Source organism: Bacillus sp. 2B09 (genome assembly GCF_003946835.1).
In the GTDB taxonomy this organism is placed as follows: domain Bacteria; phylum Bacillota; class Bacilli; order Bacillales; family Bacillaceae; genus Bacillus; species Bacillus altitudinis.
Window position 1 is genome coordinate 396,031 of the sequence record NZ_RPSG01000002.1, and the last position, 25,147, is coordinate 421,177.

Sequence of the window (25,147 nt, forward strand, 5' to 3'; positions counted from 1 at the left end):
CTTACAAAATGGGGATGGGGGATCCATGATGAAGTTTAAATTAGGCTTTACTTTATTGGCACTCTGTATGCTGGTCGTCTCTGCTTGCAGTTCATCGACGAACTCAGATGCAAAAAAAGAGGGCGGAGCGGAGAAACTAGAAATTTTCTCTTGGTGGACTGGTGCAGGTGAGGAAGACGGACTGAAGGCACTCATTCAATTGTTTGAAGAGAAAAATAAAGACATTCCAATTGAAAATGCAGCTGTCGCTGGTGGCGCTGGTACGAATGCAAAGGCTGTTCTAACAAGCCGGATGCAAGGAGATGATCCGCCAGCTACTTTCCAAGTACACGGGGGAGCAGAGCTGAATGAGAGCTGGGTAGCCGCAGGTAAAATGGAGCCGCTGGATGATCTATATGAAAAAGAAGGCTGGAAGGATAAATTTCCAGAATCACTGATTGACCTTGTGAGCAAAGACGGGAAAATCTATTCCGTTCCAGTGAATATTCACAGAGGCAATGTGCTTTGGTATAACAAAAAAGTATTTGAAGATCAGGGCTTAGAGCCGCCAACGACGTTTGATGAATTTTTCAAAACAGCCGATGCCTTAAAGAAAAAAGGGATTACTCCTCTTGCGCTTGGGGATAAAGAACCTTGGGCAGCGACTCATTTGTTTGAGAGCGTTCTTCTAGGTGTATTAGGTGCAGATGACTATCAAAAACTTTGGGCGGGCGACTTAAAAATGGATGATGCAAAAGTGAAGGAAGCGGCAGACATCTTTGGACGTATGCTCGAGTACGTCAACGACGATCATAGCTCGCGTAACTGGCAGGATGCCTCACAACTCGTGGCAAAAGGGGAAGCTGCAATGAATGTCATGGGCGATTGGGCAAAAGGATATTTTGTGAATGATCTAGATTTGAAGGTGAATAAAGACTTTGGATACGTGACAACTCCTGGTACGGAGGGCAGCTTTATGGTCATCACGGATACATTCGGACTACCGAAGGGTGTCAAACAGCCAGAAAACGTGAAAAAATTCTTATCTGTCTTAGGATCTGTGGAAGGACAGGATGCGTTTAATCCGCTGAAAGGGTCAATTCCGGCTCGTGTGGATGCAGATGTATCAAAATATGATGAATACGGAAAATCGGCAATGAAGGCGTTTAAAGAGTCAAAGCTGGCACCGTCTCTTGCGCATGGCTCAGCTGCTGAAGAAGGTTTTGTCACGAAGGCGAACCAAGCCGTCAATATTTTCGTGACACAAAAAGACAGCAGCCAGTTCGTTTCTTCTTTAAAAGATTCAATGAAATAAAGATGAAAGAGGCGGTGCCTAACGGCCGCCTCTTTTTTAAAAAAGGAGTGTAGCTTCATGCGCATGGACACATCGCCGATCACAAAAACACCAGCAGCAAAAGTGAAACGTGTTCGGAAAAAATGGAATGGAGACCAGCTGCTTGCCCTGCTGTTTTTAGCACCGTCAGCTGTTTTATTATTCATTTTTGTTTACGGATTTATTGGCTGGACAGGATATGTTTCATTATCGAACTGGACCTCGCTTGTTCCTGATTTTTCTTTCGCAGGTATGAAAAATTATGTCATGCTGTTTCAAGATTTTCGCTTTCAGTCAGATCTTCGGAACACGGTCTTTTTTACATTATTCTTTATTGGAGCAGTCATTGCTTCTGGGCTTGTACTGGCCATTTTACTAGACCAGAAGATCAAGGGGGAATCACTTTTTCGGAATCTCTTTTTCTTTCCGATGGCCCTTTCCTTTGTTGTCACAGGTGTTGTGTGGCAATGGATCCTAAATCCATCAACTGGGGTGAATCTGTTTTTAAAAACACTCGGCATCCAGCCCAAGTGGTACACAGATACGAACATTTTAGCTGGATTTGTCTGGGGGAAAATTGAGTTTGGTGTACCGGCAGCAATGATTGCAGTTGTCATCGCTGCTGTGTGGCAGATGACAGGGTTCTCACTTGCGATGTATTTGGCTGGTCTTAGAGGTATTCCAGAGGAAGTGAGAGAGGCTGCTAGAATGGATGGCGCAACCGAGTGGCAAATCTACTGGAAAATCATTTTCCCGCTGTTAAAACCAATCACAGCGAGTGTCGTCATTATCATGGCACATATTTCTTTAAAGATCTTCGATTTGATTTACTCGATGACAGGACCAGGTGCAAACTTTGTCACCGATGTGCCAGGTGTTTATATGTTTGAAATGACCTTTAGAGGAAACCATTATGCAGGTGGTGCCGCCATTGCGATCGTTATGCTGATTTCTGTTGCAGTCTTTATCGTGCCGTATCTCCTGTCTAGCCGGAAGGGGGCTTCATCATGACCGCAAGAGGATTTGTCCGTCCAGTTCTTTATGCTTTATTAATACTGTGCAGTTTGTTTTTTCTCATGCCTGTTTATGTCATGCTCGTCACAAGCTTAAAACCATTAGGTGAAGTTACCCTTGAGCGAATGTGGTCGCTTCCATCTACACTTGATTTCTCAAGCTACAAAATCGCTTTTGAAAAGTTATCACCCAATTTAATGAACTCTCTTTATCTAGTCATTCCTGCTACCTTATTGTCAGCTGTATTAGGTGCGATGAATGGCTATGTGCTGTCTAAATGGCGCTTTAAAGGATCAGAAGTGGTGTTTACCTTCATGCTGTTCGGTATGTTTATTCCATACCAAAGTATCCTCATTCCACTCATTCAATTTTTACGTGAAATCGGCTTGTATAACTCCATTCCGGGACTTGTACTTGTCCATGTCGTATATGGCCTGCCAATCACAACACTCATGTTCCGCAATTTTTATGTGAGCATTCCTGATGAAATGATTGAATCAGCGAAGATGGATGGGGCCGGATTTATCGGGATCTTCAGACATATGATTCTGCCGCTTTCCATCACAGGGTTTGTCGTGGTTGCCATTTGGCAGTTCACAAATGTGTGGAATGAGTTTCTATTTGCGGTTACTATGACCACGGCAGAGAATCAGCCGGTCATGGTTGCGTTGCAAAATTTATCAGGCAGTCAAATTGTGCAATGGAATGTTCAAATGGCAGGGGCCATCTTGGCTGCGCTGCCGACACTTTTGGTCTATATTCTACTCGGAAAATACTTTGTGAAAGGGCTTCTTGCAGGCTCAGTCAAAGGGTAAATTGATTTTCTTGTTATCGTTTTCATTCGGTGTACTGAAAGGATTGACTTCTCTTTAGATAGCGTCATAATAAAAGTTGAGACTTGCTAGTTTTCATCATGCTAGTCAAGGATTATCAAAGGGTAGCAAAGGGAGGAGTCATCCTGAATGAAGCAGTCACCAATTTTTTTACTGCCTGAATTGAAGGAGAGAATATGGGGAGGTACAGCCTTAAGGGATCAATTTGGCTATGATATTCCTTCTGATCAAACGGGAGAATGCTGGGCAATTTCTGCTCATCCAAACGGACCAAGTGTCGTGCAAGATGGTCCATATAAAGGGAAAACGCTGATCGAACTATGGGACAATCACAGAGAATTGTTTGGGGGAATAGAAGGCGATCGCTTCCCGCTCTTAACAAAAATTTTAGATGCAAACCAAGACTTATCCGTTCAAGTTCATCCAGATGATGATTATGCGGAAAGACATGAAAATGGCGAGCTTGGGAAAACAGAGTGCTGGTATATCATTGACTGCAAAGAAGGCGCAGAAATGATCTACGGTCATAATGCACGGACGAGAACTGAGCTTGTGACCATGATGAACAGCGGAGATTGGGAAGGCCTTTTGCGTCGAGTGAAAATTAAGCCGGGCGATTTTTATTATGTGCCAAGCGGTACCATTCATGCGCTTTGTGAAGGCACACTGGTTCTCGAAACGCAGCAAAGTTCAGATACGACCTATCGGGTGTATGATTATGAACGAAAAGACCAAAATGGCCATGAACGTGAACTTCACTTCACGCAGGCCATTGATGTCACAACGGTTCCTCATGTAGACGGTTATGCTGATGAATCAGTAGAAACTCGTCCAGGGGTGACCATTAGAACATTTGTAGAAGCAGAATATTTTTCTGTGTATAAATGGGAAATTGATCAAAAAGTAGAGCTATCGCAAGATTATCCGTTTTTGCTGTGCAGCGTTATTAATGGGGAAGGGTCCTTAGAGCATAATGGACATACATATCCGCTACCAAAAGGAGCCCATTTTATCCTGCCTGCTGAAACAGGGAACTTCACCATTGAAGGATCTTGTGAACTGATTGTGTCACATATATAAAGGTAAAGAGGACTTCGAGGGAGCCCTCTCAGCATGTAGACAAACCCTCGCATTCGGTGTCAGTCCTGCGTGCCGGTGCTCACGAATGTCAAATTCGCTCCGCGCCAGTACTCGTCCTTCCTAGAGCTGCAAAGGTTTTCTATCACGCTGAAAAGAAGACAAAGGGGTAAAATAAAGTCATTTTACCCCTTTGTCAATTTTGAGAGGACTTCGGGAGTCCTCTTTTTTTCTATTGCATAAAGGACTTGAAAGAGACTTGTTTTTGTCGATAAAGAGATTAGTAGACTATTATGCAAAGTTAAGAGAGGGACAGGGACCGTGAAAAAAACCATCAAGATTATGTTACTCGCAGCTGCCTTTGGTATGACATTACACACAGGCAAAGAAGCGCAAGCAGCCTCCTATGTCGATCAATCCATTTATACGATTAGCACCTCAAAAGTATTTACAACAGAAGCAGAAGTGAAAAAAGCGGTTGACACGTTGAAAAAGGATAAGAAGTGGACAGCCACTTATCAAACGTCAGGAAATACATCGACCTATCAGCTAACTGCCTCAGGATATGACTCACAAGCAGCAGCGAGTGCAAGTGCCGCTGCATTAAAAAAAGAGTTAGGCATGAGCAGTACGGTGTCTCCAGTAGGTGACCGCCTTCCTTTACAGAAAATCGTATCTGATCCAATCAACGATGAAAGTCAGGCGAAAAAACTGACGCTCGAGCTGACGAAAACATCAGGACTCAATAGCACGTATGAAGCTATCAATCAAAGCAGACCATCATATCAGGTCATATCAGGAGCCATTGATTCTGAAACGAAAGTCAAAAATATTCAAACCGAACTACAAAAACAGGCCGGAGTCACTAGTACATATCAAACCGAAAACAAAGCTGGCACCGTGTATCAGCTGATCTCAGGCAATATGGTTGGACAGAGTAAGGCAAATACCATCCTGCAAGGTTTTCAAAAGGAATCTGGTTTAAAAGCAGTACTCCAAACGGTAGCAGCAGGCAAACCGTATTACATCGTCACATCTGCTGCACAAACGAATCAGTCTAAAGCGCAAACCCTTCTGACCCAGCTGCAAAAAGAAGCGAAAATTAGCGGAAAGATTCAGAAGGCTGGAGCTGTTAAAAATGTATATACCATGGAATCAGGCTATTTCAAAGACAATAAGCAAGCAGCCTCAGCGGCGGCTCAGATCAAAAAACAAGCTGGTGCGTCAGGTACTGTGCAGCGAGTAGGGAAAACGAAAAATTATATCGTAAAGCTCAATCAATTAAATGACACAACTTACGCAAAAACAGTTGCTTTTTTCAAGAAAAAGAAATGGCGCTATACATCTAAAAAGATCTCCTCTACACAGCCATATCAAGTAGTGACTGGGAATCTTTTGGGCGATGATCAAGCGAAAAAAGCAACGGCATTTTTCCAAAAGAAAAAAGTATCCGCCACAACGAAAAAAACAGGCAAAGCATCTGACAGCACGTATCGACTTGTTGTGAATCAAGCAACGGATCAGACAAAAGTAAATAAAGGTGCTGCATACTTAAAAACACAAAAGGTGACAAGCAGCATCACAACAGGCAAGGGGCAAGCCGTCAGTAAAGCATACAGCCTAATGACAACTCCTGTATATGATCAAAGCAAAGTGAAGCAGGCACAAGAGATCATGAAAAAAAATGGAGTTGCCAGCAGTACAAAAACATTAACAGAAGCTGTTAAGCAATACCGTATTACGACAGAGGCAACTGTGAATCAGACAAAGCTGAATCAAGCCTTAAGTTATTTAACGAAACAAAAAATGAAAGCAGCCGCTCAAAAAACGGGAGCAACTGATTATGGTCAATATCAAATCAAAACAGGGGTCATTTCGACTGCTGCCTTAAGAGATCAAGGCATGACATTCTTCAAAAAACGAAATGAACCAGCTGCTTATACAACAACGACAAAACCGATATATAAAATCAACATCACACAGCAGTTTACAGGGTTACCAAATGCGAATGCGGCCATTGCTTTTGTGAAAAGCCAATACGGCTGGACAGCCACAGCGACAAAAATCAAAAACGGTCCAATGGTGATGCAGACGAATTATAACCTCACAGTCAATGAGATGGTAAACAAACAAATGAAGGTGTCGCCGCAGACAGATGGTGCAGCATATGTCTATGCGACATATGTAGACGCAGCGACGTCCATAGTGAATACAGACGGGTTAAATGTACGTTCTACACCTGATTCAAGTTCGGCAAGCAACATCGTCGCACAGCTGAACAAAGGGACAAAAGTGAAACAACTTGGAAAAGAAGGCAACTGGATCAAGATCAGCCTCGGCTGGAGAAATGCGAGTTCAGCAGAAGTATTAAAATATGTAGACCCAGCGAATATCACAGAGGGCACTCAATCTTATTTTCAATTTCTCAAACTCTCTGAAGCTGCAAATCTCAACCCGACTGAAGTGAATACGAAGATTTTAGCAGGGAAAGGCATTCTTGCCGGAAAAGGACAAGCCTTTATCACAGCAGCGAAAACGTATCATATTAACGAAATTTATCTCATTTCTCATGCACTGCTTGAAACAGGTAACGGAAATTCCATTTTAGCGAATGGTACGATGTTTAATGGGAAAAAAGTATATAACATGTATGGTATAGGCGCATATGACAGCAATCCGAATTATCTCGGAGCAAAATATGCGTATGAACAGCAATGGTTCACACCAGAGGCAGCCATTATTGGCGGGGCAAAATTCATTGGCAACAGCTACATCAATAATGCCACATACAAACAAGATACCATTTACAAAATGCGCTGGTCTGCGACAGCCACTCACCAATATGCAACAGATATTGGCTGGGCTTCTAAACAGGTCACTCGTATGTATAGTTTGTATAACTTACTTGATAACTATACGCTGTATTATGATATCCCCGTGTATAACAAATAAAAAAACGTCCGTGCTTCTTAATGAGAAGCCGGACGTTTTTTGTGTAAGAGCTGATGTTCAATAAAGGAAAGAAGCTGCTGACTTGATTCTCCTTTTGAATATTGGTTCCACTCCTCAGCAAAGGTTTTCAATAAGTCTTGATTGGCTGATTCGTTTAGCTGCTTAAGCTCCGTTAAGAGCATATCTTGAGTGACGCAAGCCTTTCCTGGAATGATGTCTTCATAACGTTCGACTAAGCCGCGTTTTGTGCGATAAGTCTCTAGATCGTAAGTGAAGAACAAAACAGGCTTTCGGAGCAGCGCATATTCAAACACAATGGACGAATAATCTGTAATCAGGACATCGCATACAGAGAGCAATGGAAAGAGCGGCTGATCGGATACATCAAAGATCCACTCACCATCTGTTTCTGCTTTGGCTAAATGTTTCACCGCAGGGTGAAGTTTGACGAGCAGAATATAGTCGCCCTTCAGCTCACTCTGCAATTGTTCTTTAGAAAAAGGTAAGACAAGACCGTCCATTGCAAAGTCCCGGTAGGTCGGCGCATACAGCAGCACTTTTTTGCCTTTTGGAAAAATATCCGTCTGAAAGGAAATAGGGCGCTCATCATAGTACGCATCTGTGAAGGGTACACCTGTTGGCAAAAAACGATCGTCGTTGACGCCAAATGAAGTTTTGAAAATCTCGCGCATGTGATCTGAGCCAGTAACGATATAATCGAAAGACGCATAGACCCGCTTGAAACGCTGCAGATCACGAGAACTACGGTGATGATTTGAAGCATCTTCAAGACCGAACTTTTTTAAAGCACCATTGGCGTGCCACACTTGAATACAAGTGGTAGAAGGTCTATTTCTTAGCACACTTGTCATCAGAAAATAATTATCTGTGACGACGACTTTGCTTTTTAGCATCGTATAGATACATTGAATGAGATGGATGGGATTTTTTTCATGAAAATAGCGAAATGACACATGAGGCACGTCCTTTTCTATCACAGAAGCATGCTTCGTATAGAGGACAGTGAGCTTCATTGTCATATTCGCCTGTTGTTGATAAGTATCGATGAGAGCAGCTGCATTCTCTTGGAATGAAACAAGCAGCGTCACCTGATTGTCACGAGGTTTCACGCCGCTCATGAGCCATCCAGCAAAAGAAACAAAAGCTGCATAGCATGAGATGATCATTGAGCGTATATTCATCATGTATCAGTCTCTCACAGCTGCTTCGTCTGATCTTTTACTTGCTCAGGATAGTAGCGCTTTTTCCCTTTGTTTTCTTTTAATACGGCAAAAGCGTACTTTGGGATATTCAGCATTCGTTTCCATCTCCACGGATTGACAATGAGTCTGTACAGCCATTCCGTATTTGTTTTAATCATCCAGCGTGGTGCACGCTTCACCGTACCGCTAAATACATCAAAGCTTCCACCTAAACCGATGCAAACAGCTTGCGGGAACAAATGACGGTATTCATAAATAAAGTTCTCTTGGTTTGGATAACCTAAAGCAACAAACACCATATCTGCTTTTGAACGAGCAATTTGTTTTGCCACAAACCGTTTATCTGCTTGATAACCATCACAGCTGCCTGCGATCACCACATTCGGATATTCCGTATCAATTCGCTGTTTGACAGCCTCGAGCACTTCTTCTTTCGCCCCATATAAAAAAATACTTTTAGATTGCTTGTTTGCGAGATCAAGCATAGACATGAACACATCAAAACCTGCAATTCTTGATTTCAATGGACTTTGCGTCATGCGTGACATCAACACAACACCTACACCATCCGGCAGTACATAATCCGCGGAAGAAACCACTTGATGATATGCATCATCCTTCATGACAGCATAGCCGATCTCTGGATTCACTGTCGCAATCATGGCGCCTCTTCTCTGGGAAATATGATGCTGGTTGATATAGCTAATAAATTCATCTAAGTCACCATTAACATAAGAAAGGTTAGAGACCACTTCTGTTTGCATTGTTCAGACCTCCTTTTTCATTTTGTTATCTATGAAACGTTCATTGTAAATTCATTCTTCGCCTACTCATCATTTTATCACAGTTGCTCCATGAAATATTAACAATAACTTTACAATCCTTTAAATTTCGTGACATTTTCATTAATTCATATGGACGATCCTTTGTGAAATATTGATTTCTCGGTCTTCTCCTCCTGCACCCAATAAATTGGAAATAGTTTGTCTTTACATTTTCTTAACCTTTCATAGGCGTTGTGATATAATGAAGTTCCGAAGAGCGAAAAAATGATCGATGATAATAGGATTACGGATAACATTACTGCTTGAAGCAGACGAATAAGGATGAAAGAAAGGAGTTCATGTTTGCAATGAAGAAAGTTATTACTTACGGTACATTTGATTTATTACACTGGGGGCACATTAAGCTGCTAGAGCGTGCAAAGCAGCTCGGAGATTACTTAGTGGTGGCCATCTCTACAGACGAGTTTAATTTACAAAAATCAAAAAAAGCTTATCATAGCTACGAGCATAGAAAGCTGATTCTTGAAACTATTCGTTATGTAGACGAAGTTATTCCAGAAAACAGCTGGGATCAAAAAGTCCGCGATGTACAAGAACATGACATTGATGTCTTTGTCATGGGAGATGACTGGGAAGGTAAATTCGATTTCTTGAAAGAGCATTGCGAAGTCGTTTACTTGAAGAGAACAGAAGGTATCTCGACAACTCAAATTAAGGAAGAAATTGCTGGACTTTAATAGATGAAAAAAGTACTTCTTATCTTTTGGTAAGAAGTACTTTTTCATGTAAAATACAATGAGTAAGTCAACAATATTATGAAGGAGAGCTTCCTTTGTTTCAAAATTGGATGAAGAAAAAAGTTGAAGATACATTGGATCAACCTGAACAACATGAAACAATGGCATCAGTGGACGACATGCCTGATATGGACTACTACGTTATTATGGGCGATGTACCAAAACAGGATGAGAGCTTAACGAAGTCTTTAAAGGCAAGAATAAAACCATTAGTTGATCAACATAAACGTACTGCAATTTTAACTTTGAATTATGATGTAAATGTGAAGGAACGTATTCACCACATGGAAGAGATTTTTTCTCCTGAGGTTGACATCTTGAATGTGTATGAACACTATATTCTACCGGAAAGCGGAAGTAAAAGACGTTACTCGGAATTTATTGTCGGTGAATCATCGCATTCGATCAATGAAGCAGTAATTCCAGCAGATACATCGACCATTCAGGTGACGAGATATAAACGGTCTTCTTCTCCCATTTGTTATATTGAACAATATAATGAAGAGAAGCAATTGGTGAAAAGGGAAGAATATAATTTTCATGGCGTTTTATGCAGAGTACAAAGTTTTGTTCCCCATACAGGTGCACTATACTTGGAGGAATTGATCAATGACGATGGCAGTATTTATATGGAGTTCATCTACCCTGGTGATGCAAAAAAGAATCCAGTCCGTCACATTAATTGGTATAAAAAAACAGGAATTCAAACATTTACAAAGAAGACGGATATAAAACAACAATGGCTATCCAGCATTCAATTACAAAATGACCGGTTAAAACTGATGGTCACAGAGGACCGGGACCAGGACCGCCATTTGTTTAAAATAGATCAACCGGAATCAACTTATTATGCTGCTTTTGTGCATGAAGCCCATTATGAGGAAAATCCGCACCATATCAATTCTCAATATGGAGAATTATTCAAACAAATAAGAAAACAGCAAGTGGATGCCGTCTTCTTTGGCGATACTAAGCATAAAGAAGATGTTGAGAAGGTTTTAGGAGAACAAACTTATTTCTACCATGTGCCTTCTGATGAAATGTCAGCTTGGAAAACAGTACTTCATCAGATGCTGGAAAACCGTATACGTAAAGATGAGCTGAGAAAGATCGTGGATCGCACGAAATGGGTGCTGCATGATCTTAGCTCTGAACACCATGTTCTTCATCTTCAGCTTAAGATGACAGACGAAATGAGCCAAGCGGATCATGTGGAAATTGATTTTGCAGGATATGATCGAGTGAATGGAGCTGAAATCATTTCTCAAACAATTGATGAGAATGATCAAGTCAGTTTCCCAATTGGTCATTTTCAAACAAAGAAAAACATCGAAACCAACCAAACAAAATTTGTGGATTTTTACATCCGCTTTAAAACAGAAGAACTTCAAGAAGTTTTGCAACGTCTAGAAGTAGAGGGAGAGCTCCTTACCAATAAACCATCTTCAATTGATGGTTGGTCGTATCAAACGAAACAGGGGAACTATTCTTGGAAAGTAAAATAATGATACAAATAACGGTAAGATTTTTGAACAGAGGAGATTAACGATTAATGATTGAAGAGGGAATCCATAAGAAGAGTGTCGTTGAAGGTTTAAAAAATCATCATGAAAAATTGGAAATGCTCGTTCGCATCTACGATGACATGCCATTAGCAGATAGAGAGTTTTATCTGTTTATGAGGGAAAGGGTCTCAAAACAAGAACTATTCCTCCCGCTTGTTCATCAAGAAGAGAATCTATTCAAATTGGTACTGAGTGAAGCATCGCTTCCGCTTGCGTTAGAGCAAGGCCAGACATACAACTTATATGTCACGGACTATCTGAGCGCAAACAAAGAAGAGGACGAAGACGAGCTCGAAGACTCAGCCTATGATTCTGATTCGGAAGAAGAGGATGAAGACGCAAAAGAAGCGGATACCAGCGCGACTTCCGAAATAGAAGAAAAAACACCATATTATAAACGTCGTTTGAAAATGGAAATTGAAACGCCAGAGCTGACATTTTTAGAAAATAAAGAAGCGCTGTTGTATGTTATTCCATATCGTACAGACAAAGGCAATGCTTCATTGAAAATCAAACGGGAGCTCAAAGTTGTGAAATTCCATCACATCGAGCTCAACAAAGAATGCACGCTATCCTTATCTGGGTATGCAGGCGTTCTAAGTGCAGAGCATCCTTATCAGATCAAAGAAGTAAAGCTTCTATTGAAGAAAAATGGTGAGGAACCAGTTGAGCATCGTTTTCCTGTCAAGATGACACATAAAAAAGATGAAGTCATTCAATATCGTGACGACCATAAAACACCACAACTGTATCAATTTTCAGCAGAAGTTCCTTTAGAGGAGTTAACTTATTCCTTAAACAAACGGTTTGTCTATCGCTTCTATTTTGAGTTTATTTGCGATGTTAACGGAGTGGAAGAAACGTTAACAACAACTTCTTTAGTGCTTGGAGATCGTTCAAACAAACTCAAGGGACTTGTTCAAATTCATAAAAGAAACGATGTACCGATTCGATATGAAGTGTACAGAAAGAAAAAAAGACAAACTTTAGGCATCCGAATTAATGATTACACCATGAAGACACGTGCTAAGTACTACGTAAAAAGCAAGTGGAAGAAATTCAAGAAGCAAGTGGGTAAGATTAAAAAAGTTCGCAATCGCCTTGTGACAAGTACTTTCCAAACGACCTTTACACTGGCGAGTAAACTGTCCGCCAAAAAGAAAACCGTTATTTTTGAGAGCTTTAATGGGAAACAATTCAGCTGTAACCCGCGTGCTATTTATGAATATATGAAAGAAAATCACCCTGAATATAAACTGATCTGGAGTGTTAAAAAAGGTCATGAAGCACCATTTAAAGAAAAGGGCATCTACTATATCAATCGTCTGTCATTGAAATGGATTTTTGCAATGGCAAGAGCCGAGTATTGGGTCGTAAACAGCCGTTTGCCACTATGGATTCCAAAGCCAGAACACACCACATACTTGCAAACGTGGCACGGTACGCCATTAAAACGACTGGCAATGGACATGGACGAAGTGCATATGCCTGGAACAAACACGAAGAAGTACAAAAGGAATTTCACGAAAGAAGCATCGAATTGGGATTATCTGATTTCTCCTAATGCATACTCGACCGAAATCTTTACCCGTGCGTTCCAATTCCAAAAGACCATGATTGAGTCAGGATATCCGAGAAATGATTTCCTTCACAATCAAAACAATGAAGAAACAATGAGAGCGCTCAAACAAAAAATGAACCTGCCGCTTGATAAAAAATTGATTTTATATGCACCGACATGGAGAGACGATCAATTTTATAAAAAAGGGCAGTACAAATTTGATTTAGACCTTGATCTGCATGAGCTACGAGCATCAATCGGAGAAGAATATATCATCATCCTTCGTATGCACTATTTAGTAGCGGAAAACTTTGATCTCGGACCATATGAAGGCTTTGCCTATGACTTGTCTCATTACGAAGACATTCGAGACCTTTATATGATTTCTGACCTACTCATTACAGATTACTCTTCCGTGTTCTTTGATTATGCAAACCTTAAACGTCCGATGCTGTTCTATGTACCAGACATCGAAACATATCGTGACAAACTGAGAGGCTTCTATTTTGACTTTGAACAAGAAGCACCAGGGCCACTTGTAAAAGAAACATCACGCGTGATTGAATGGGTAAGAGAAACAGAACAGCCGACCTTTACACTACCAGAATCATTTGCACCGTTTTATGAAAAATTCTGTTACTTAGAGAGCGGGGAGTCATCGAAGCGGGTGGTTGAAGTAGTTTTTAATTCGCAACGCTTTTAATTGTTTTCTTATAGATGGAAAAACACCTTTGGAAGGTATCAAGTTCAATACTTGACCATTATCCAAAGGTGTTTTTAAATACATATAATTTTATTCTGTATATAAGTGGTTAATTAGTAGTTTTTGTACAGACATTTTTGTAGAAGAGGTCTAGCGCCTCGCTATTATACTTTTCATAATCAAAGGATTTTTGTTCCATACTATTCTGGATAAAATCAGACATACCATTAAATAGAGCAGTTTCATTATTATCAACTAATAATCCGTATCCACCCTCTAAGACGGAATGTACTCCAGTTACATCGGTAGCTATAATTGGTTTTTTTAGAATCATTGCTTCCATGAGAACCAAGCCTTGCCCTTCATAATCTGAAGATAAGACAAAACAATCACATTCATCTAGTAAAGAAAATGGATTTTCGAGTTGTCCAACAAAAAACACGCAATGTTCTAGATGTAATTTTTTTGTGTGATCCTTTAACTCTCTTTTTAAAGGCCCTTCACCTACAATATACAATACAGCTTTTGGATATTGTTTGTGTAATTGTGAAAATGCAGATATTAATTTCTTTTGTCCTTTTTCAGGGGATAATCTTCCAATAGTTATAAAGTTGATATAATCCTTATTAGGAAGTGGTATCCCAGATAAATTAAGAGCGATGGATTCGTTTTTATCATTTTGATGAGTAATTAAATATCTCTCATTATTAAATTCTATAATCTCTTTATTTTCTTTCATTTGAAGTACTTTGTTAGGCGAGATTACATTATTAACAAAAACCATTTTCTCTAAAGCATTAGGAACAAAAGGGCTTAAATTCAAGTGATTTTCTATGTTAGTCGATTCGGCAACTGAAACAATTCTATCGAAGAACTTGTACAGTGAGAAAATTACTTTTAGGTTACCACGATGTTTATATTTGTGGTTCACTTTCTTGTTATACTCTTTCATCATGTCAGCATGCAGGAAAATACTTTTGACTTTAAAATCTCCGAATGCGAAAAGGAGAGTCCAAAATTTGTTATATCCTCCAAAATCTATTCCTACATCAAACTTCGTATTACCAATAATTCTCTTTAATTCTCTTTTATATGAGTTTACTGGAGTGTATTTTAACATTTTGTTATTGTATATGCCACGGCGGAAAATGAGATTCTGTTTATATGTTTCTACTAATGTTCTATTAACAAAACCTGGTCTATAAATAATATGAACATTAGGATGAAGCTTTTGTATGTTCATCCATTTATCCTTATGATAATTTGAGTTATCAATGACGACAACTTCATATTTGTTGTAATCAATCTGATCAAATAAATTAGTCGCTGAAACGGTTATACCATTATTGTAGAAACCCCCACAATAAAAAAGTAATTTTTGTTTATTGCTTTCAACCTTGATTAATTCATCTTGATTTTTCCCTTTAAATATTATGTCAATGAGTCGATCAGTAGCATTTCCGTCATCATAAGAGCAGTATTCATCTAAAAACTCTTTGTATTGACTTTCAAACTGTTTATTGAAGTTATTTAAACTGTTTAGTTGGCCTAAGCTGTCAATTAAATCAACTATACTTTCACAGATAGGTCCTGGAAGTTTTGTTATATCTAAATAAAAACCTCTCTCTGCTTCATATTCACTTAAGTCAGGCATATAGAAAAAGACAGGTCTTTTTAAAGGTAGGAAATCGAAAAAGATACTTGAATAATCTGTAATCAAAATGTCTATAGCTGATAAAAGTTCATTTGTATCAATCCAGTTTGGAACACAAAGATGTTCAAGACCACTCTGTTTAAAAAATTTATAAGAAAAGTAATGAGATTTTAAAAGTACTAAGTAATTATCACCAAGTGCCTGCTGAATTTTCACAACTTCACTATGCAATGTATAGCAAGTATCCTCTTCGGCACCTATTGTTCCTCTCCATGTTGGAGCATAAAGTACAATTTTTTTATTAAAAGGTAGGTCTAATCTTTCTTTCACACTTTCACTGCTAGTGTTTAATGTTAAATCTACTCTAGGATAACCGATATTTGCAATTTTCCCGGCAAATATCCCAAAAACATCATTTGATTTTAGCAACTTTTCATACGTAAAAGTATTCGGGCTAATAAGGTAATCACAATGAAGCAAATTTCTTTGGATATTTTTATGACCAGACATTGATCTTTTATTAATATCCTTCCCTAAAGTTTTTAAAGGAGTTCCATGCCAAGTATTGATATAAACTTGCTCTTCTCTTTTAATAAAATAAAAAGGAAATGACGTATCATTAACTAAATATTTAGAAGTTGCTAAATATTTTAGATATTCGTCACTATCAACTTTAACAAAGGAAATATTAGAAGTTTTCTGCTTTAATTCTGTAATCATTGGATCATTAAAATCATTAATGACCCAAACGTGATGTAAATCTTTAAAAGTACTATCTTTCATCAATCCTAGAAAAATTGCATAACAATTTCCAGAAATACTTTTTCCATGATAAGCTTCATATAGAATGTAATTACTTCTAACCGGATTTTTCTCTAAATAGGAGGTATATTTACTTCTAATTCGAAGTCGTGAATCTCTGGAAAATTCAATTAGTGGATTTAAAATAAATTTAATCTTTCTTGTAACAATTTTTTTGAATTGCTTGATTCTCATTAATGTTAAGCCCCTTCATGTAATATATATAATAGGAAAATGATATTTATTTTGGAAATGCAATTATCCTGATAATTATATTCTAATGGCAATTATAAAGCAATGATATAATAAGGTAATTAGTAACCTAGAATAGCTGAATATACCAGCGTTTGTTTTGATCGAATTTCCCTACTAGTTAATATACTCATTCGATTTGAAAAGTGAAATATTTCTCAACATCTGTTACAATTATGAGCGGTGATTTTTTTAAAGAGGCAATCCCAAAACTAATATCTAAGGAAGATTAGAATGAACGCATTGTTTACAATATTAAGAGAGCAAATCAGCTCACTTCCGCTGATTATACGACTTGCTGTTTATGAAACAAAATCAAAATATCAGATGAATTATTTAGGTGTTTTGTGGCAGTTTTTAAATCCATTAATGCAGATGCTAGCTTATTGGTTTGTTTTTGGTATGGGTATTCGCGGAGGACAGCCAATTGCCATTGGAGACATGGAGGTTCCATTTATCATCTGGATGCTTGCCGGTTTAATCCCTTGGTTCTTCATTAGTCCAACCATTCTTGATGGATCAAACAGTGTGTTTAAACGCATTAATATGGTATCGAAGATGAATTTTCCGATTAGTGCGCTACCGTCTGTGGTCATTATGTCCAACTTATTCAGCTATTTTGTCATGATGGGTGTCTATCTCATTGTGCTTATTTCTTATGGCATATATCCTGACGCGCATTGGCTACAATATATTTACTACCTTACATGTATGATCGCATTTATGTTTTCGTTTAGTTTGTTTAACTCAACAATTAGTGTACTCGTAAGAGACTATCAATTTCTTTTACAATCAGTGACACGTTTACTTTTCTTTTTGTTACCAATTTTTTGGAATATCTCAGAGAAGCTCACTGGAGACAAAGCATGGATAGGAGATATTTTAAGACTGAATCCTCTTTTCTACATTATTGATGGTTTCAGAAATAGTTTGTTAAAGGGAGAATGGTTCTTCCATGATGTCAAATATACACTTTATTTCTGGCTGATTACGCTGCTTCTTTTAACAGTCGGTTCATTGCTGCATATGAAATTTAGGGATAAATTTGTCGATTTTCTTTAAAAAGTAAGGAGATTATACGATGAAACTAAAGGTTTCGTTTCGAAACGTATCCAAGCAATACATCTTATATAAAAAACAGTCGGACAAGATCAAAGGGCTGTTTTTACCTAATAAAAATGAAAAAGGTTTCTTTGCCGTTCGTGATGTGTCTTTTGATGTCTATGAGGGAGAGACGATTGGTTTTGTAGGGATCAACGGGTCTGGGAAATCCACGATGTCGAACCTTCTAGCGAAAATCATTCCACCGACAAGCGGTGAGATTGATATGGACGGTCAGCCTTCGTTAATTGCCATTGCGGCAGGGCTGAACAATCAGTTGAGCGGTAAAGACAACATTCGTTTAAAATGCTTAATGATGGGCCTGACAAATAAAGAAATTGATGATCTTTATGAAAAAATCGTAGAGTTTGCGGATATTGGAGACTTTATTGATCAGCCTGTAAAGAGCTATTCAAGCGGAATGAAATCCCGTCTTGGCTTTGCCATATCAGCACATATTGATCCAGATATCCTCATTATTGATGAGGCACTGTCTGTAGGAGACCAAACCTTCTATCAAAAATGTGTGGATCGTATCACCGAATTCAAAGAACAAGGAAAGACGATCTTTTTTGTCAGTCACTCCATTAGTCAAATCCAAAAAATCTGTGATCGGGTGGCTTGGATGCATTATGGTGAACTTCGTATGTTTGATGATACGAAAAAGGTTGTGAAAGAGTATAAGGAGTTTGTTGATTGGTTTAACAAGCTTTCCAAGAAAGAGAAACAAAAATATCAATCAGAACAGAAGGAAGGTCGAAAAGGCCTACAAACGACAGAGAAGGTCACGAGGTATAATGACACTGGAAAACGACGTTCCTTTTTCGGACCGGCGTTTCAAGTCACCATAATAGCTGTTTTAACCATCTTACTTGCCCTTTCTATGTTTTCGGATCGTCCGCTGCGTACACTGGCGACATTTGGTGCAATTCCCTCAGGTAAAACAGAGGCGCCCCAGTCAACGAACCATGAGACGAAAGGTGCCTCTGATGATATGAAAAAGATTGATCAACAGGCCATAGTTAAGGAAGATCCAATGACGGTTTATACAGACAGGGCCATGAAAAAAAAGGCAGACATCACATTATCGTTTGGACAAGAAGTAAAGGCTGTGGCTAAAAATAAAAAAGCCGTTCAAATCAAAATAGCATCAGAGACATATTATGTGCAACCTGATGCGCTACAAAACGCAGATGAATTGAAACCATTATCCATCGGACCAGCACAGTTCAATTCCTACGTATCACCCGCATCTGCGGGTTCGTATGAGTACTTACTTTCTTTCCTTGGAAAAGAAGAGTCTGTGCTGAAGCAAAGAATGCAAACACTTAGCTCGATCAAAAGTGAGCAAGGCGATATTATTGAGCGCCTGACCACTGAGAAAACCGATTATGTGATTCAAAATGGCCAGGCAAATACGATGGTGTTCCACGAGATCATGCCCATCTCTCCTTCAACACTTGGGCTGACAGAACAAAATGTCTGGATGAATGAAAAACAAACGAAATTCGCAGTAAAAGGCGAAAATCATCTATTTGTTATCGATAATGAACAGCATACGCTGACTGTTTCAGCGAGCAAATAAAAAGCTGCCGATGCCGGCAGCTTTTTTTAATTCACTTCTTCTTTTTCAAGTAGCTGTTTCATAAATGGAATGAGTTTTTTCTTTAGCTCTTCATCTTGTAGGGCAAACTCTAGCGTTGTTTCGATGAACCCTTGCTTCTCTCCGACATCATATCGTTTTCCTTCAAAATCATAGGCAAATACACGCTGGATGTCATTAAGCTTTTGGATGGCGTCTGTCAGCTGAATTTCTCCACCTGCACCAATTTCCTGTTGATCAAGGTACATAAAAATCTCTGGCGTGAAAATGTAGCGCCCTAAAATAGCTAAATTGGATGGTGCGGTTCCTTGCGGCGGCTTTTCAACAAAGTTTTTCACTTGATAGCGGCGGCCTTCTTGGGTAAGAGGATCAATGATCCCGTAGCGATGCGTATCGCTGTCTGCGACTTGCTGAACGCCGATCACGGATGAAAGGGTTTTTTCATATTCATCCATTAGCTGGCGAAGTCCAGGTGTTTCGGCTTGGACAATATCATCACCTAATAAAACAGCAAAAGGTTCATCACCGATAAAGTTGCGCGCGCACCAAACGGCATGTCCGAGTCCTTTAGGTTCCTTTTGGCGGATGTAATGAATATCAGCAATATTAGAGGATTTTCTCACTTTTTCTAAAAGTTCACTTTTTCCTTTTTCTTCAAGGTTACGCTCCAGCTCTGGCGCAAAATCAAAATGATCCTCAATGGCTCTTTTCCCTTTTCCAGTGACAATAATAATGTCTTCAATTCCTGACTCAACAGCTTCTTCAATAATATATTGAATGGTTGGTTTATCAACGATTGGTAGCATTTCTTTAGGCATAGCCTTTGTGGCAGGGAGGAAACGTGTCCCGAGACCTGCAGCTGGTATAATGGCTTTACGTACTTTTTTCAATGAACTTTGCACCTTCCTTACATAGATAACCGATTTAATAATCAATGTTAGTTCTTGGTCGTCTTTATAAAGTGTAACTTACAAATCATAGGAAAGACAAATGATTTCACTAAAAATGATTTTTAGATAGTTTACATTTTATATGTTAAATGTAAAGGAGGGTGAATGATAACGTTAATTCAATGTAAATTTCTTTTTTATATCATTAAATTTATCCTCCAAATTGTGTATAATTGAAAGTATTATACTAGGAAAGAGGCATAAACAAGTGAAAAAACTAAATGTAATGACTATTTTCGGTACTAGACCTGAAGCAATCAAAATGGCTCCACTTGTCCTTGAACTTAATAAACATCCACAAATAAATTCAATTGTCACTGTAACAGCTCAGCATAGAGAAATGCTAGATCAAGTTCTTGAGGCGTTTTCTATTACGCCAGACCATGATCTAAACATCATGAAGCAGCGCCAAACATTATCTGAAATTACATCAAATGCATTGTTGAAACTAGATCAATTATTCCAAGAAGAAAAACCTGATATTGTGCTTGTTCATGGCGACACAACGACAACATTTGCAGGAAGTTTGGCTGCGTTCTATCACCAAATTTCTGTCGGCCACGTCGAAGCTGGCTTAAGAACTCACAATAAATACTCACCGTTCCCTGAGGAATTGAACCGCCAAATGACAGGCACTATTGCTGACATTCATTTTGCTCCTACTGCTGAGGCGAAGCAGAATCTTTTAGTAGAAAATAAAAAAGAAGAGACCATCTGTGTGACAGGGAATACGGCCATTGACGCACTGCAAACAACAGTCACAGAACACTATCAACACCCAATTTTAGAGAAGATCGGTTCAGATAAAATGATTTTATTAACGGCTCATCGCAGAGAAAATCTTGGTCAGCCGATGAAGAACATGTTTAGAGCGATTCGCCGTGTTGTCGAAGAATTTAAAGATGTTCAAGTCGTATACCCTGTCCATCTAAATCCTGCTGTTCGTGATGCTGCTCAGACGGAATTCAGTGATCTTGATCGTGTGCACTTAATTGAGCCGCTTGAAGTAGTTGATTTCCATAACTTTGCTGCTGCGTCGCACTTTATTTTAACGGATTCTGGCGGTGTGCAGGAGGAAGCTCCCTCTTTAGGAAAGCCAGTATTAGTGCTGCGTGATACAACAGAACGTCCTGAAGGCGTGAAAGCTGGTACGCTTAAGCTTGCAGGAACGGATGAGGAAACCATTTATCAGATGGCAAAAGAGCTGTTAGAAGACCAGCAAGAGTACGATAACATGTCGAAGGCTTCTAACCCATATGGTGATGGACAAGCGTCGAAACGAATTGTCCAAGAACTCCTTCATCGTTTTGGTTTAAGTGATGAAAAACCAGCCCCATTCCAATCATAAAAAAAGAAGACTACATTCCTGTAGTCTTCTTTTTTACTGCTCCAAACTATCCTTCAATTCCTTCTTCACTTTCGCTAAACTGCTGTCATCAAGCTGATAGTAATAAATATTATTGATTCGTGCGCCTGTACCTTTCAGCTCGTGCTGTTTCACATTTTGTCTTGCATCACGATAATCATTCATCATCGTCCACATGTCGTCAAAGGACATATTCGTTTTCATGTTATTTTCAACGACTTTAAACATATCACCGAATTTCGTAATAGAGGAAATGTTAGCCCCTTTTGCAATGATGCCTTCAATGACTTGTCGCTGTCTTTGCTGACGGCCGAAGTCACCTTTAGGATCTTGCTTTCTCATTCTTGTATAGGCAAGGGCTTGATCACCGTTCAGGTTAATCTCTCCTGTACCAAATGAATGGCCATCATAGCTGAAAGCAAACGTACTGTTCACCGTAATGCCGCCAAGTGTATCGACAATGTCTTTAAAACTTTCCATATTTACTTTCACAAAGTAATCCACAGGTACATCAAGCAGTTCCTCTACTGTATCTGCCGCCATTTGTGTACCGCCGAAAGCGTAGGAGTGGTTGATTTTATCCATTGTGCCTTTTCCGACAATTTTTGTATACGTATCACGGGGGATACTCACCATCTCAGTTGTTTTCGTTTTCGGATTCACAGTCATGTATATTAATGTATCTGCACGGCCTCGGTCATTCTTTCTTTCATCGACACCCATGACTAAAATGGAGATCGGGTCTTTTTTACTTAAATCGACATCTTTGTCACGCTTATCTGACTTCTTTAAGTTCTCTTGAATGCCTGCGACAGTTGATGCGGCTGTATTCCAAAGATGATACGCGTATCCGCCAGTGGCTAATACGAATAAGCCAATAATCGATAAAACAATCCAAAGAACCTTCTTTTTCTTTCTTTTTCTCTCAGCTCTCATAATGTCCCTCACCTTTTCTATCATTCTTCCATGATTATAGGTTTACGAATCTTGATAAACAAGTTATTTTTTTACTCTGAACCTAGATATAGACGTTGTAACAAAAAAAAGGTTTCAAAAAACCTTAAATTTACCTTAAAATATTAAGTTATAAGACGATACAAAGACATGAGGTGAAAAAAATGAAGAAAATCGTCGTTTTACCGTTCTTAATACTACTACTAGGTATCGTGCTCACAGCATGTGGAACGGCTGAGCAATCCTCAGGAGAAAACAAGACAAGCAGTTCAACTCCTCAGGTGCTGGAAGAAAAAGCTGAATTTATTGGAATGGCTGATGCACATACAGTCGAAGTAAAAAAAGTGAATACGACCTTAAGCTATGAATTTACGGATAATTTTAAAGATGTATTAAATGAATTTAAACCAGGTGACAAAGTAGAAATCTCTTACTTTATCAATGACAATGGACAAAAAGAAATTCAGAAGATTGAAAAACAGAAGTAAAAAAAGATGGGCGGGATGAACAAAATTGAAGAAAACAGGCATTACACTTATCGTTCTCATGACAATGACACTACTAATTGCACCTTTTCAGTCTGCCATGGCCAGCTCGACAATTTCAGTGAAATTGTCTAATTATATAGGAAACAAAACAAGCATGGATATTTCAACAACTGGGGAATACAAGCTGTCAGGATCAAATGTCGCTGTGACGAAAAGATATGACGGCAAAAATCGTTACGAAGTAGCCAATAGTATCGCTTCTGCAGGCTGGAAAAATCCTTCAACTGTTGTGATTGTGAGCCGAGATGCATTTGATCATGCCATTTCTGTATCGCCGTTAGCATACAAATTAGGCGCGCCAATTTTGTACACGAACATTGAAAAGCTAACGAAGACAACCGAAAATCAGTTAAAAAAAATGAATCCTGATAACATCTTAATTGTCGGGAATACAAAAAGTATTTCAACAGCTGCTGAGAAATCAATCAAAAAGTATGGAAAAGTGAGACGCATTAGTGGGAAAGACAAATTTGAAATTTCCCAAAAAATCGCCAAAGAGATGGGTAATTATAAGCAAGCAATTGTTGTCGGCGGGAACTCATTCATGAATGGGATTGCAATTGCATCCTATGCATCGAGAAAAGGATACCCAATCCTATTAACAAAAAAAGATTCCATTCCGTCATATAAAATGCCAAGTAAAGTCATTATCATCGGCAGTACAAAAAGTACGGGACAAAAAGTAGAAAATCAAATCAAGAAAACCTCACAGGTGACACGAATCAGCGGTGCCAATCGCTACGAATTATCTGTGAATATCATTAAAAAATTAAACATTAATGCAGATAAAGTGTACTTGGCAAAAGCCTCTAGCTATATTTATGCAATGCCTTTGTCGCAATTGGCTGCAAAATCTAACAGTACCGTTGTGTATGTGAAGCCGGATTCTGTCACAGCGTCATTAAAAGCATTGCTGAAAGAAAAAGGTACATATGCTTACCATCTTGCTGGTAGCACAAGTGCGATTACAGATAGTTTAAAAAATTCTTTAGCCAAACAAGTCTATCTGAAAAAAAATCAAAACTACCAATTGAATATTTCTAACGGAAAAATTTCATTAAAAGGCATTAAGACGTATAACACATTAAGAGTTGTTCCTGAGAAATATTCAACCAAAAATGTCCTTCAAATCGCAGGGAAGCCTTACTTAGGTAACGTCAACTTTGCCATTGAATCAGGATATATCAGGCCGACTAATGAAAATATTCCATTTGAAGACTATCTAAAAGGTGTTGTGCCAAACGAAATGCCTGCGAGCTGGCATGTTGAGGCATTAAAAGCACAAGCTGTTGCCGCTAGAACGTATTCAGTGAAAAGTATTGGAAAAGTCGTACCTGATACAACAGCCTTCCAAGTATATGGAGGATATAACTGGTACACAAATTCGACAAAAGCTGTGGATGCCACAAAAGGCAAGGTTCTGAAATACAACAATCAACTTATTTCAGCCACCTATTATTCTAGTAATGGCGGATACACTGAGGCGAGTGAAGAAGTGTGGGGGAATGCACTGCCATACTTAGTCGCCAAAAAAGACACAAAAGATCCTGTCAATGCGTGGACACTGAAGTTGTCTAAAAAGCAATTAGGTACTACGTTGACTGCAAGTACAGCAGCTTCTGAGTGGTCTAAGGCAAAAGAAGCCAATGCTGCCGACCTTGCTGGTCTAAAATCATGGCTGTTGAAAAATAAAGAAACAGCTGCATCTGACATGAGAATTGCATCTATTTCAAGCCTGACATTCTCAGGAAAAACAAAAGGTCAGCGTGCGAAGACCGTTTCAATCAAGCTGAATTACCATCTGAAAAACAAAACAGGTACGTATACAGTGAACAAAAGTACAACGGCAAGTATGAAAATGACAGAGTTTAGAACAGTCATGGGCGCAACAAAGGTGAAAAGTACGTTTGCGTCAGTAAAGAATAATACAAATGATTTCACGATTTCAGGAAAAGGCTATGGTCACGGCATTGGTATGAGTCAATACGGCGCCAAAGCTAGAGCTGAATCTGGAAACTCGTATTCTTCCATACTTTCGTTCTACTATCCAGGTACAAAACTAACAAACTATTAAGAATAAAAGGAGGACTTAGAAG

Annotated in this window: 18 protein-coding genes; 13 read left to right on the forward strand and 5 right to left on the reverse strand. The window is 39.0% G+C overall.

Annotated features, from left to right (window positions below):
• Positions 1–25: 25 nt before the first annotated feature.
• From EBQ12_RS06990 to EBQ12_RS07010, 5 genes are all read left to right on the forward strand, one after another.
• The gene (locus EBQ12_RS06990; RefSeq protein ID WP_125589470.1) at positions 26–1,294 is read left to right on the forward strand and encodes an ABC transporter substrate-binding protein; all 1,269 of its coding nucleotides are present in this window, start codon (positions 26–28) and stop codon (positions 1,292–1,294) included.
• A gap of 57 nt (positions 1,295–1,351) precedes the next feature.
• On the forward strand, positions 1,352–2,323 hold the full coding sequence (locus EBQ12_RS06995) for a carbohydrate ABC transporter permease (RefSeq protein ID WP_024719268.1): 972 nt from the start codon (positions 1,352–1,354) through the stop codon (positions 2,321–2,323).
• On the forward strand, positions 2,320–3,141 hold the full coding sequence (locus EBQ12_RS07000; RefSeq protein ID WP_008343219.1) for a carbohydrate ABC transporter permease: 822 nt from the start codon (positions 2,320–2,322) through the stop codon (positions 3,139–3,141). Before EBQ12_RS06995 ends, EBQ12_RS07000 begins: the two co-directional genes overlap by 4 nt.
• A 147-nt stretch (positions 3,142–3,288) precedes the next feature.
• Positions 3,289–4,239 (forward strand): mannose-6-phosphate isomerase, class I, encoded by a 951-nt coding sequence (manA, locus tag EBQ12_RS07005; protein WP_007499909.1) that lies wholly within the window; start codon positions 3,289–3,291, stop codon positions 4,237–4,239.
• 318 nt (positions 4,240–4,557) lie between these two features.
• Complete coding sequence (locus EBQ12_RS07010) at positions 4,558–7,188, forward strand: glucosaminidase domain-containing protein (RefSeq protein WP_125589472.1); 2,631 nt, start codon at positions 4,558–4,560, stop codon at positions 7,186–7,188.
• Positions 7,189–7,205: 17 nt separating this feature from the next.
• On the opposite strand, the gene EBQ12_RS07015 is transcribed toward EBQ12_RS07010, so the two are convergent.
• Positions 7,206–8,393, reverse strand: coding sequence for a CDP-glycerol glycerophosphotransferase family protein (locus EBQ12_RS07015; protein WP_125589474.1), 1,188 nt, complete (start codon positions 8,391–8,393; stop codon positions 7,206–7,208).
• Positions 8,394–8,404: 11 nt separating this feature from the next.
• Positions 8,405–9,175, reverse strand: a complete 771-nt coding sequence (locus EBQ12_RS07020) for a WecB/TagA/CpsF family glycosyltransferase (RefSeq protein WP_007499915.1) — start codon at positions 9,173–9,175, stop codon at positions 8,405–8,407.
• 368 nt (positions 9,176–9,543) lie between these two features.
• Between EBQ12_RS07020 and tagD the strand changes: the two genes are divergently transcribed.
• The 3 genes from tagD (at position 9,544) to EBQ12_RS07035 (ending at position 13,822) form a co-directional block, all read left to right on the forward strand.
• Positions 9,544–9,933 (forward strand): glycerol-3-phosphate cytidylyltransferase, encoded by a 390-nt coding sequence (gene tagD, locus EBQ12_RS07025; RefSeq protein WP_008343212.1) that lies wholly within the window; start codon positions 9,544–9,546, stop codon positions 9,931–9,933.
• Positions 9,934–10,028: 95 nt separating this feature from the next.
• Positions 10,029–11,498: an alpha-glucosyltransferase N-terminal domain-containing protein gene (locus tag EBQ12_RS07030; RefSeq protein WP_125589476.1), complete on the forward strand. Its 1,470-nt coding sequence runs from the start codon at positions 10,029–10,031 to the stop codon at positions 11,496–11,498.
• A 47-nt stretch (positions 11,499–11,545) separates the two neighbouring features.
• Complete coding sequence (locus tag EBQ12_RS07035) at positions 11,546–13,822, forward strand: CDP-glycerol glycerophosphotransferase family protein (protein ID WP_125589486.1); 2,277 nt, start codon at positions 11,546–11,548, stop codon at positions 13,820–13,822.
• Positions 13,823–13,931: 109 nt separating this feature from the next.
• Here the strand turns inward: EBQ12_RS07035 and EBQ12_RS07040 are convergent, their stop codons facing one another.
• The gene (locus EBQ12_RS07040; RefSeq protein ID WP_034647589.1) at positions 13,932–16,472 is read right to left on the reverse strand and encodes a glycosyltransferase; all 2,541 of its coding nucleotides are present in this window, start codon (positions 16,470–16,472) and stop codon (positions 13,932–13,934) included.
• Between the two features lie 291 nt (positions 16,473–16,763).
• Between EBQ12_RS07040 and EBQ12_RS07045 the strand changes: the two genes are divergently transcribed.
• Entirely contained in the window at positions 16,764–17,591 is an 828-nt protein-coding gene (locus tag EBQ12_RS07045) for an ABC transporter permease (RefSeq protein ID WP_024719261.1), read from the forward strand.
• 19 nt (positions 17,592–17,610) lie between these two features.
• The gene (gene tagH, locus EBQ12_RS07050) at positions 17,611–19,215 is read left to right on the forward strand and encodes a teichoic acids export ABC transporter ATP-binding subunit TagH (RefSeq protein WP_125589488.1); all 1,605 of its coding nucleotides are present in this window, start codon (positions 17,611–17,613) and stop codon (positions 19,213–19,215) included.
• A 26-nt stretch (positions 19,216–19,241) separates the two neighbouring features.
• Here tagH and galU read toward each other — a convergent pair whose 3' ends face one another.
• Positions 19,242–20,123: a UTP--glucose-1-phosphate uridylyltransferase GalU gene (gene galU / locus EBQ12_RS07055; protein WP_008343198.1), complete on the reverse strand. Its 882-nt coding sequence runs from the start codon at positions 20,121–20,123 to the stop codon at positions 19,242–19,244.
• Positions 20,124–20,391: 268 nt separating this feature from the next.
• Here galU and wecB point away from each other — a divergent pair, with 268 nt between their 5' ends.
• Complete coding sequence (wecB, locus tag EBQ12_RS07060) at positions 20,392–21,531, forward strand: non-hydrolyzing UDP-N-acetylglucosamine 2-epimerase (RefSeq protein WP_125589490.1); 1,140 nt, start codon at positions 20,392–20,394, stop codon at positions 21,529–21,531.
• Between the two features lie 33 nt (positions 21,532–21,564).
• On the opposite strand, the gene tagU is transcribed toward wecB, so the two are convergent.
• A complete protein-coding gene (gene tagU / locus EBQ12_RS07065) occupies positions 21,565–22,485 on the reverse strand; it encodes a polyisoprenyl-teichoic acid--peptidoglycan teichoic acid transferase TagU (RefSeq protein WP_008348305.1) in 921 nt (306 codons plus the stop codon).
• A gap of 182 nt (positions 22,486–22,667) precedes the next feature.
• On the opposite strand from tagU, the gene EBQ12_RS07070 reads away from it, so the two are divergent.
• Together EBQ12_RS07070 and EBQ12_RS07075 are read left to right on the forward strand one after the other, a co-directional pair.
• Positions 22,668–22,991 (forward strand): hypothetical protein, encoded by a 324-nt coding sequence (locus tag EBQ12_RS07070; protein ID WP_024719258.1) that lies wholly within the window; start codon positions 22,668–22,670, stop codon positions 22,989–22,991.
• A 25-nt stretch (positions 22,992–23,016) separates the two neighbouring features.
• Positions 23,017–25,125, forward strand: coding sequence for a SpoIID/LytB domain-containing protein (locus EBQ12_RS07075; protein ID WP_125589492.1), 2,109 nt, complete (start codon positions 23,017–23,019; stop codon positions 25,123–25,125).
• The last annotated feature ends 22 nt before the right edge of the window (positions 25,126–25,147 follow it).

Excerpts from the sequence above, each read along its gene's own strand:
- manA (WP_007499909.1), top strand. The coding sequence starts at position 3,289 with ATGAAGCAGTCACCAATTTTTTTACTGCCTGAATTGAAGGAGAGAATA.
- EBQ12_RS06990 (WP_125589470.1), top strand. The coding sequence starts at position 26 with ATGATGAAGTTTAAATTAGGCTTTACTTTATTGGCACTCTGTATGCTG.
- EBQ12_RS07035 (WP_125589486.1), top strand. The coding sequence starts at position 11,546 with ATGATTGAAGAGGGAATCCATAAGAAGAGTGTCGTTGAAGGTTTAAAA.
- EBQ12_RS07020 (WP_007499915.1), bottom strand. The coding sequence starts at position 9,175 with ATGCAAACAGAAGTGGTCTCTAACCTTTCTTATGTTAATGGTGACTTA.
- EBQ12_RS07000 (WP_008343219.1), top strand. The coding sequence starts at position 2,320 with ATGACCGCAAGAGGATTTGTCCGTCCAGTTCTTTATGCTTTATTAATA.
- EBQ12_RS07045 (WP_024719261.1), top strand. The coding sequence starts at position 16,764 with ATGAACGCATTGTTTACAATATTAAGAGAGCAAATCAGCTCACTTCCG.
- tagD (WP_008343212.1), top strand. The coding sequence starts at position 9,544 with ATGAAGAAAGTTATTACTTACGGTACATTTGATTTATTACACTGGGGG.
- EBQ12_RS07015 (WP_125589474.1), bottom strand. The coding sequence starts at position 8,393 with ATGATGAATATACGCTCAATGATCATCTCATGCTATGCAGCTTTTGTT.
- EBQ12_RS06995 (WP_024719268.1), top strand. The coding sequence starts at position 1,352 with ATGCGCATGGACACATCGCCGATCACAAAAACACCAGCAGCAAAAGTG.
- EBQ12_RS07040 (WP_034647589.1), bottom strand. The coding sequence starts at position 16,472 with ATGAGAATCAAGCAATTCAAAAAAATTGTTACAAGAAAGATTAAATTT.
- tagH (WP_125589488.1), top strand. The coding sequence starts at position 17,611 with ATGAAACTAAAGGTTTCGTTTCGAAACGTATCCAAGCAATACATCTTA.
- EBQ12_RS07070 (WP_024719258.1), top strand. The coding sequence starts at position 22,668 with ATGAAGAAAATCGTCGTTTTACCGTTCTTAATACTACTACTAGGTATC.
- tagU (WP_008348305.1), bottom strand. The coding sequence starts at position 22,485 with ATGAGAGCTGAGAGAAAAAGAAAGAAAAAGAAGGTTCTTTGGATTGTT.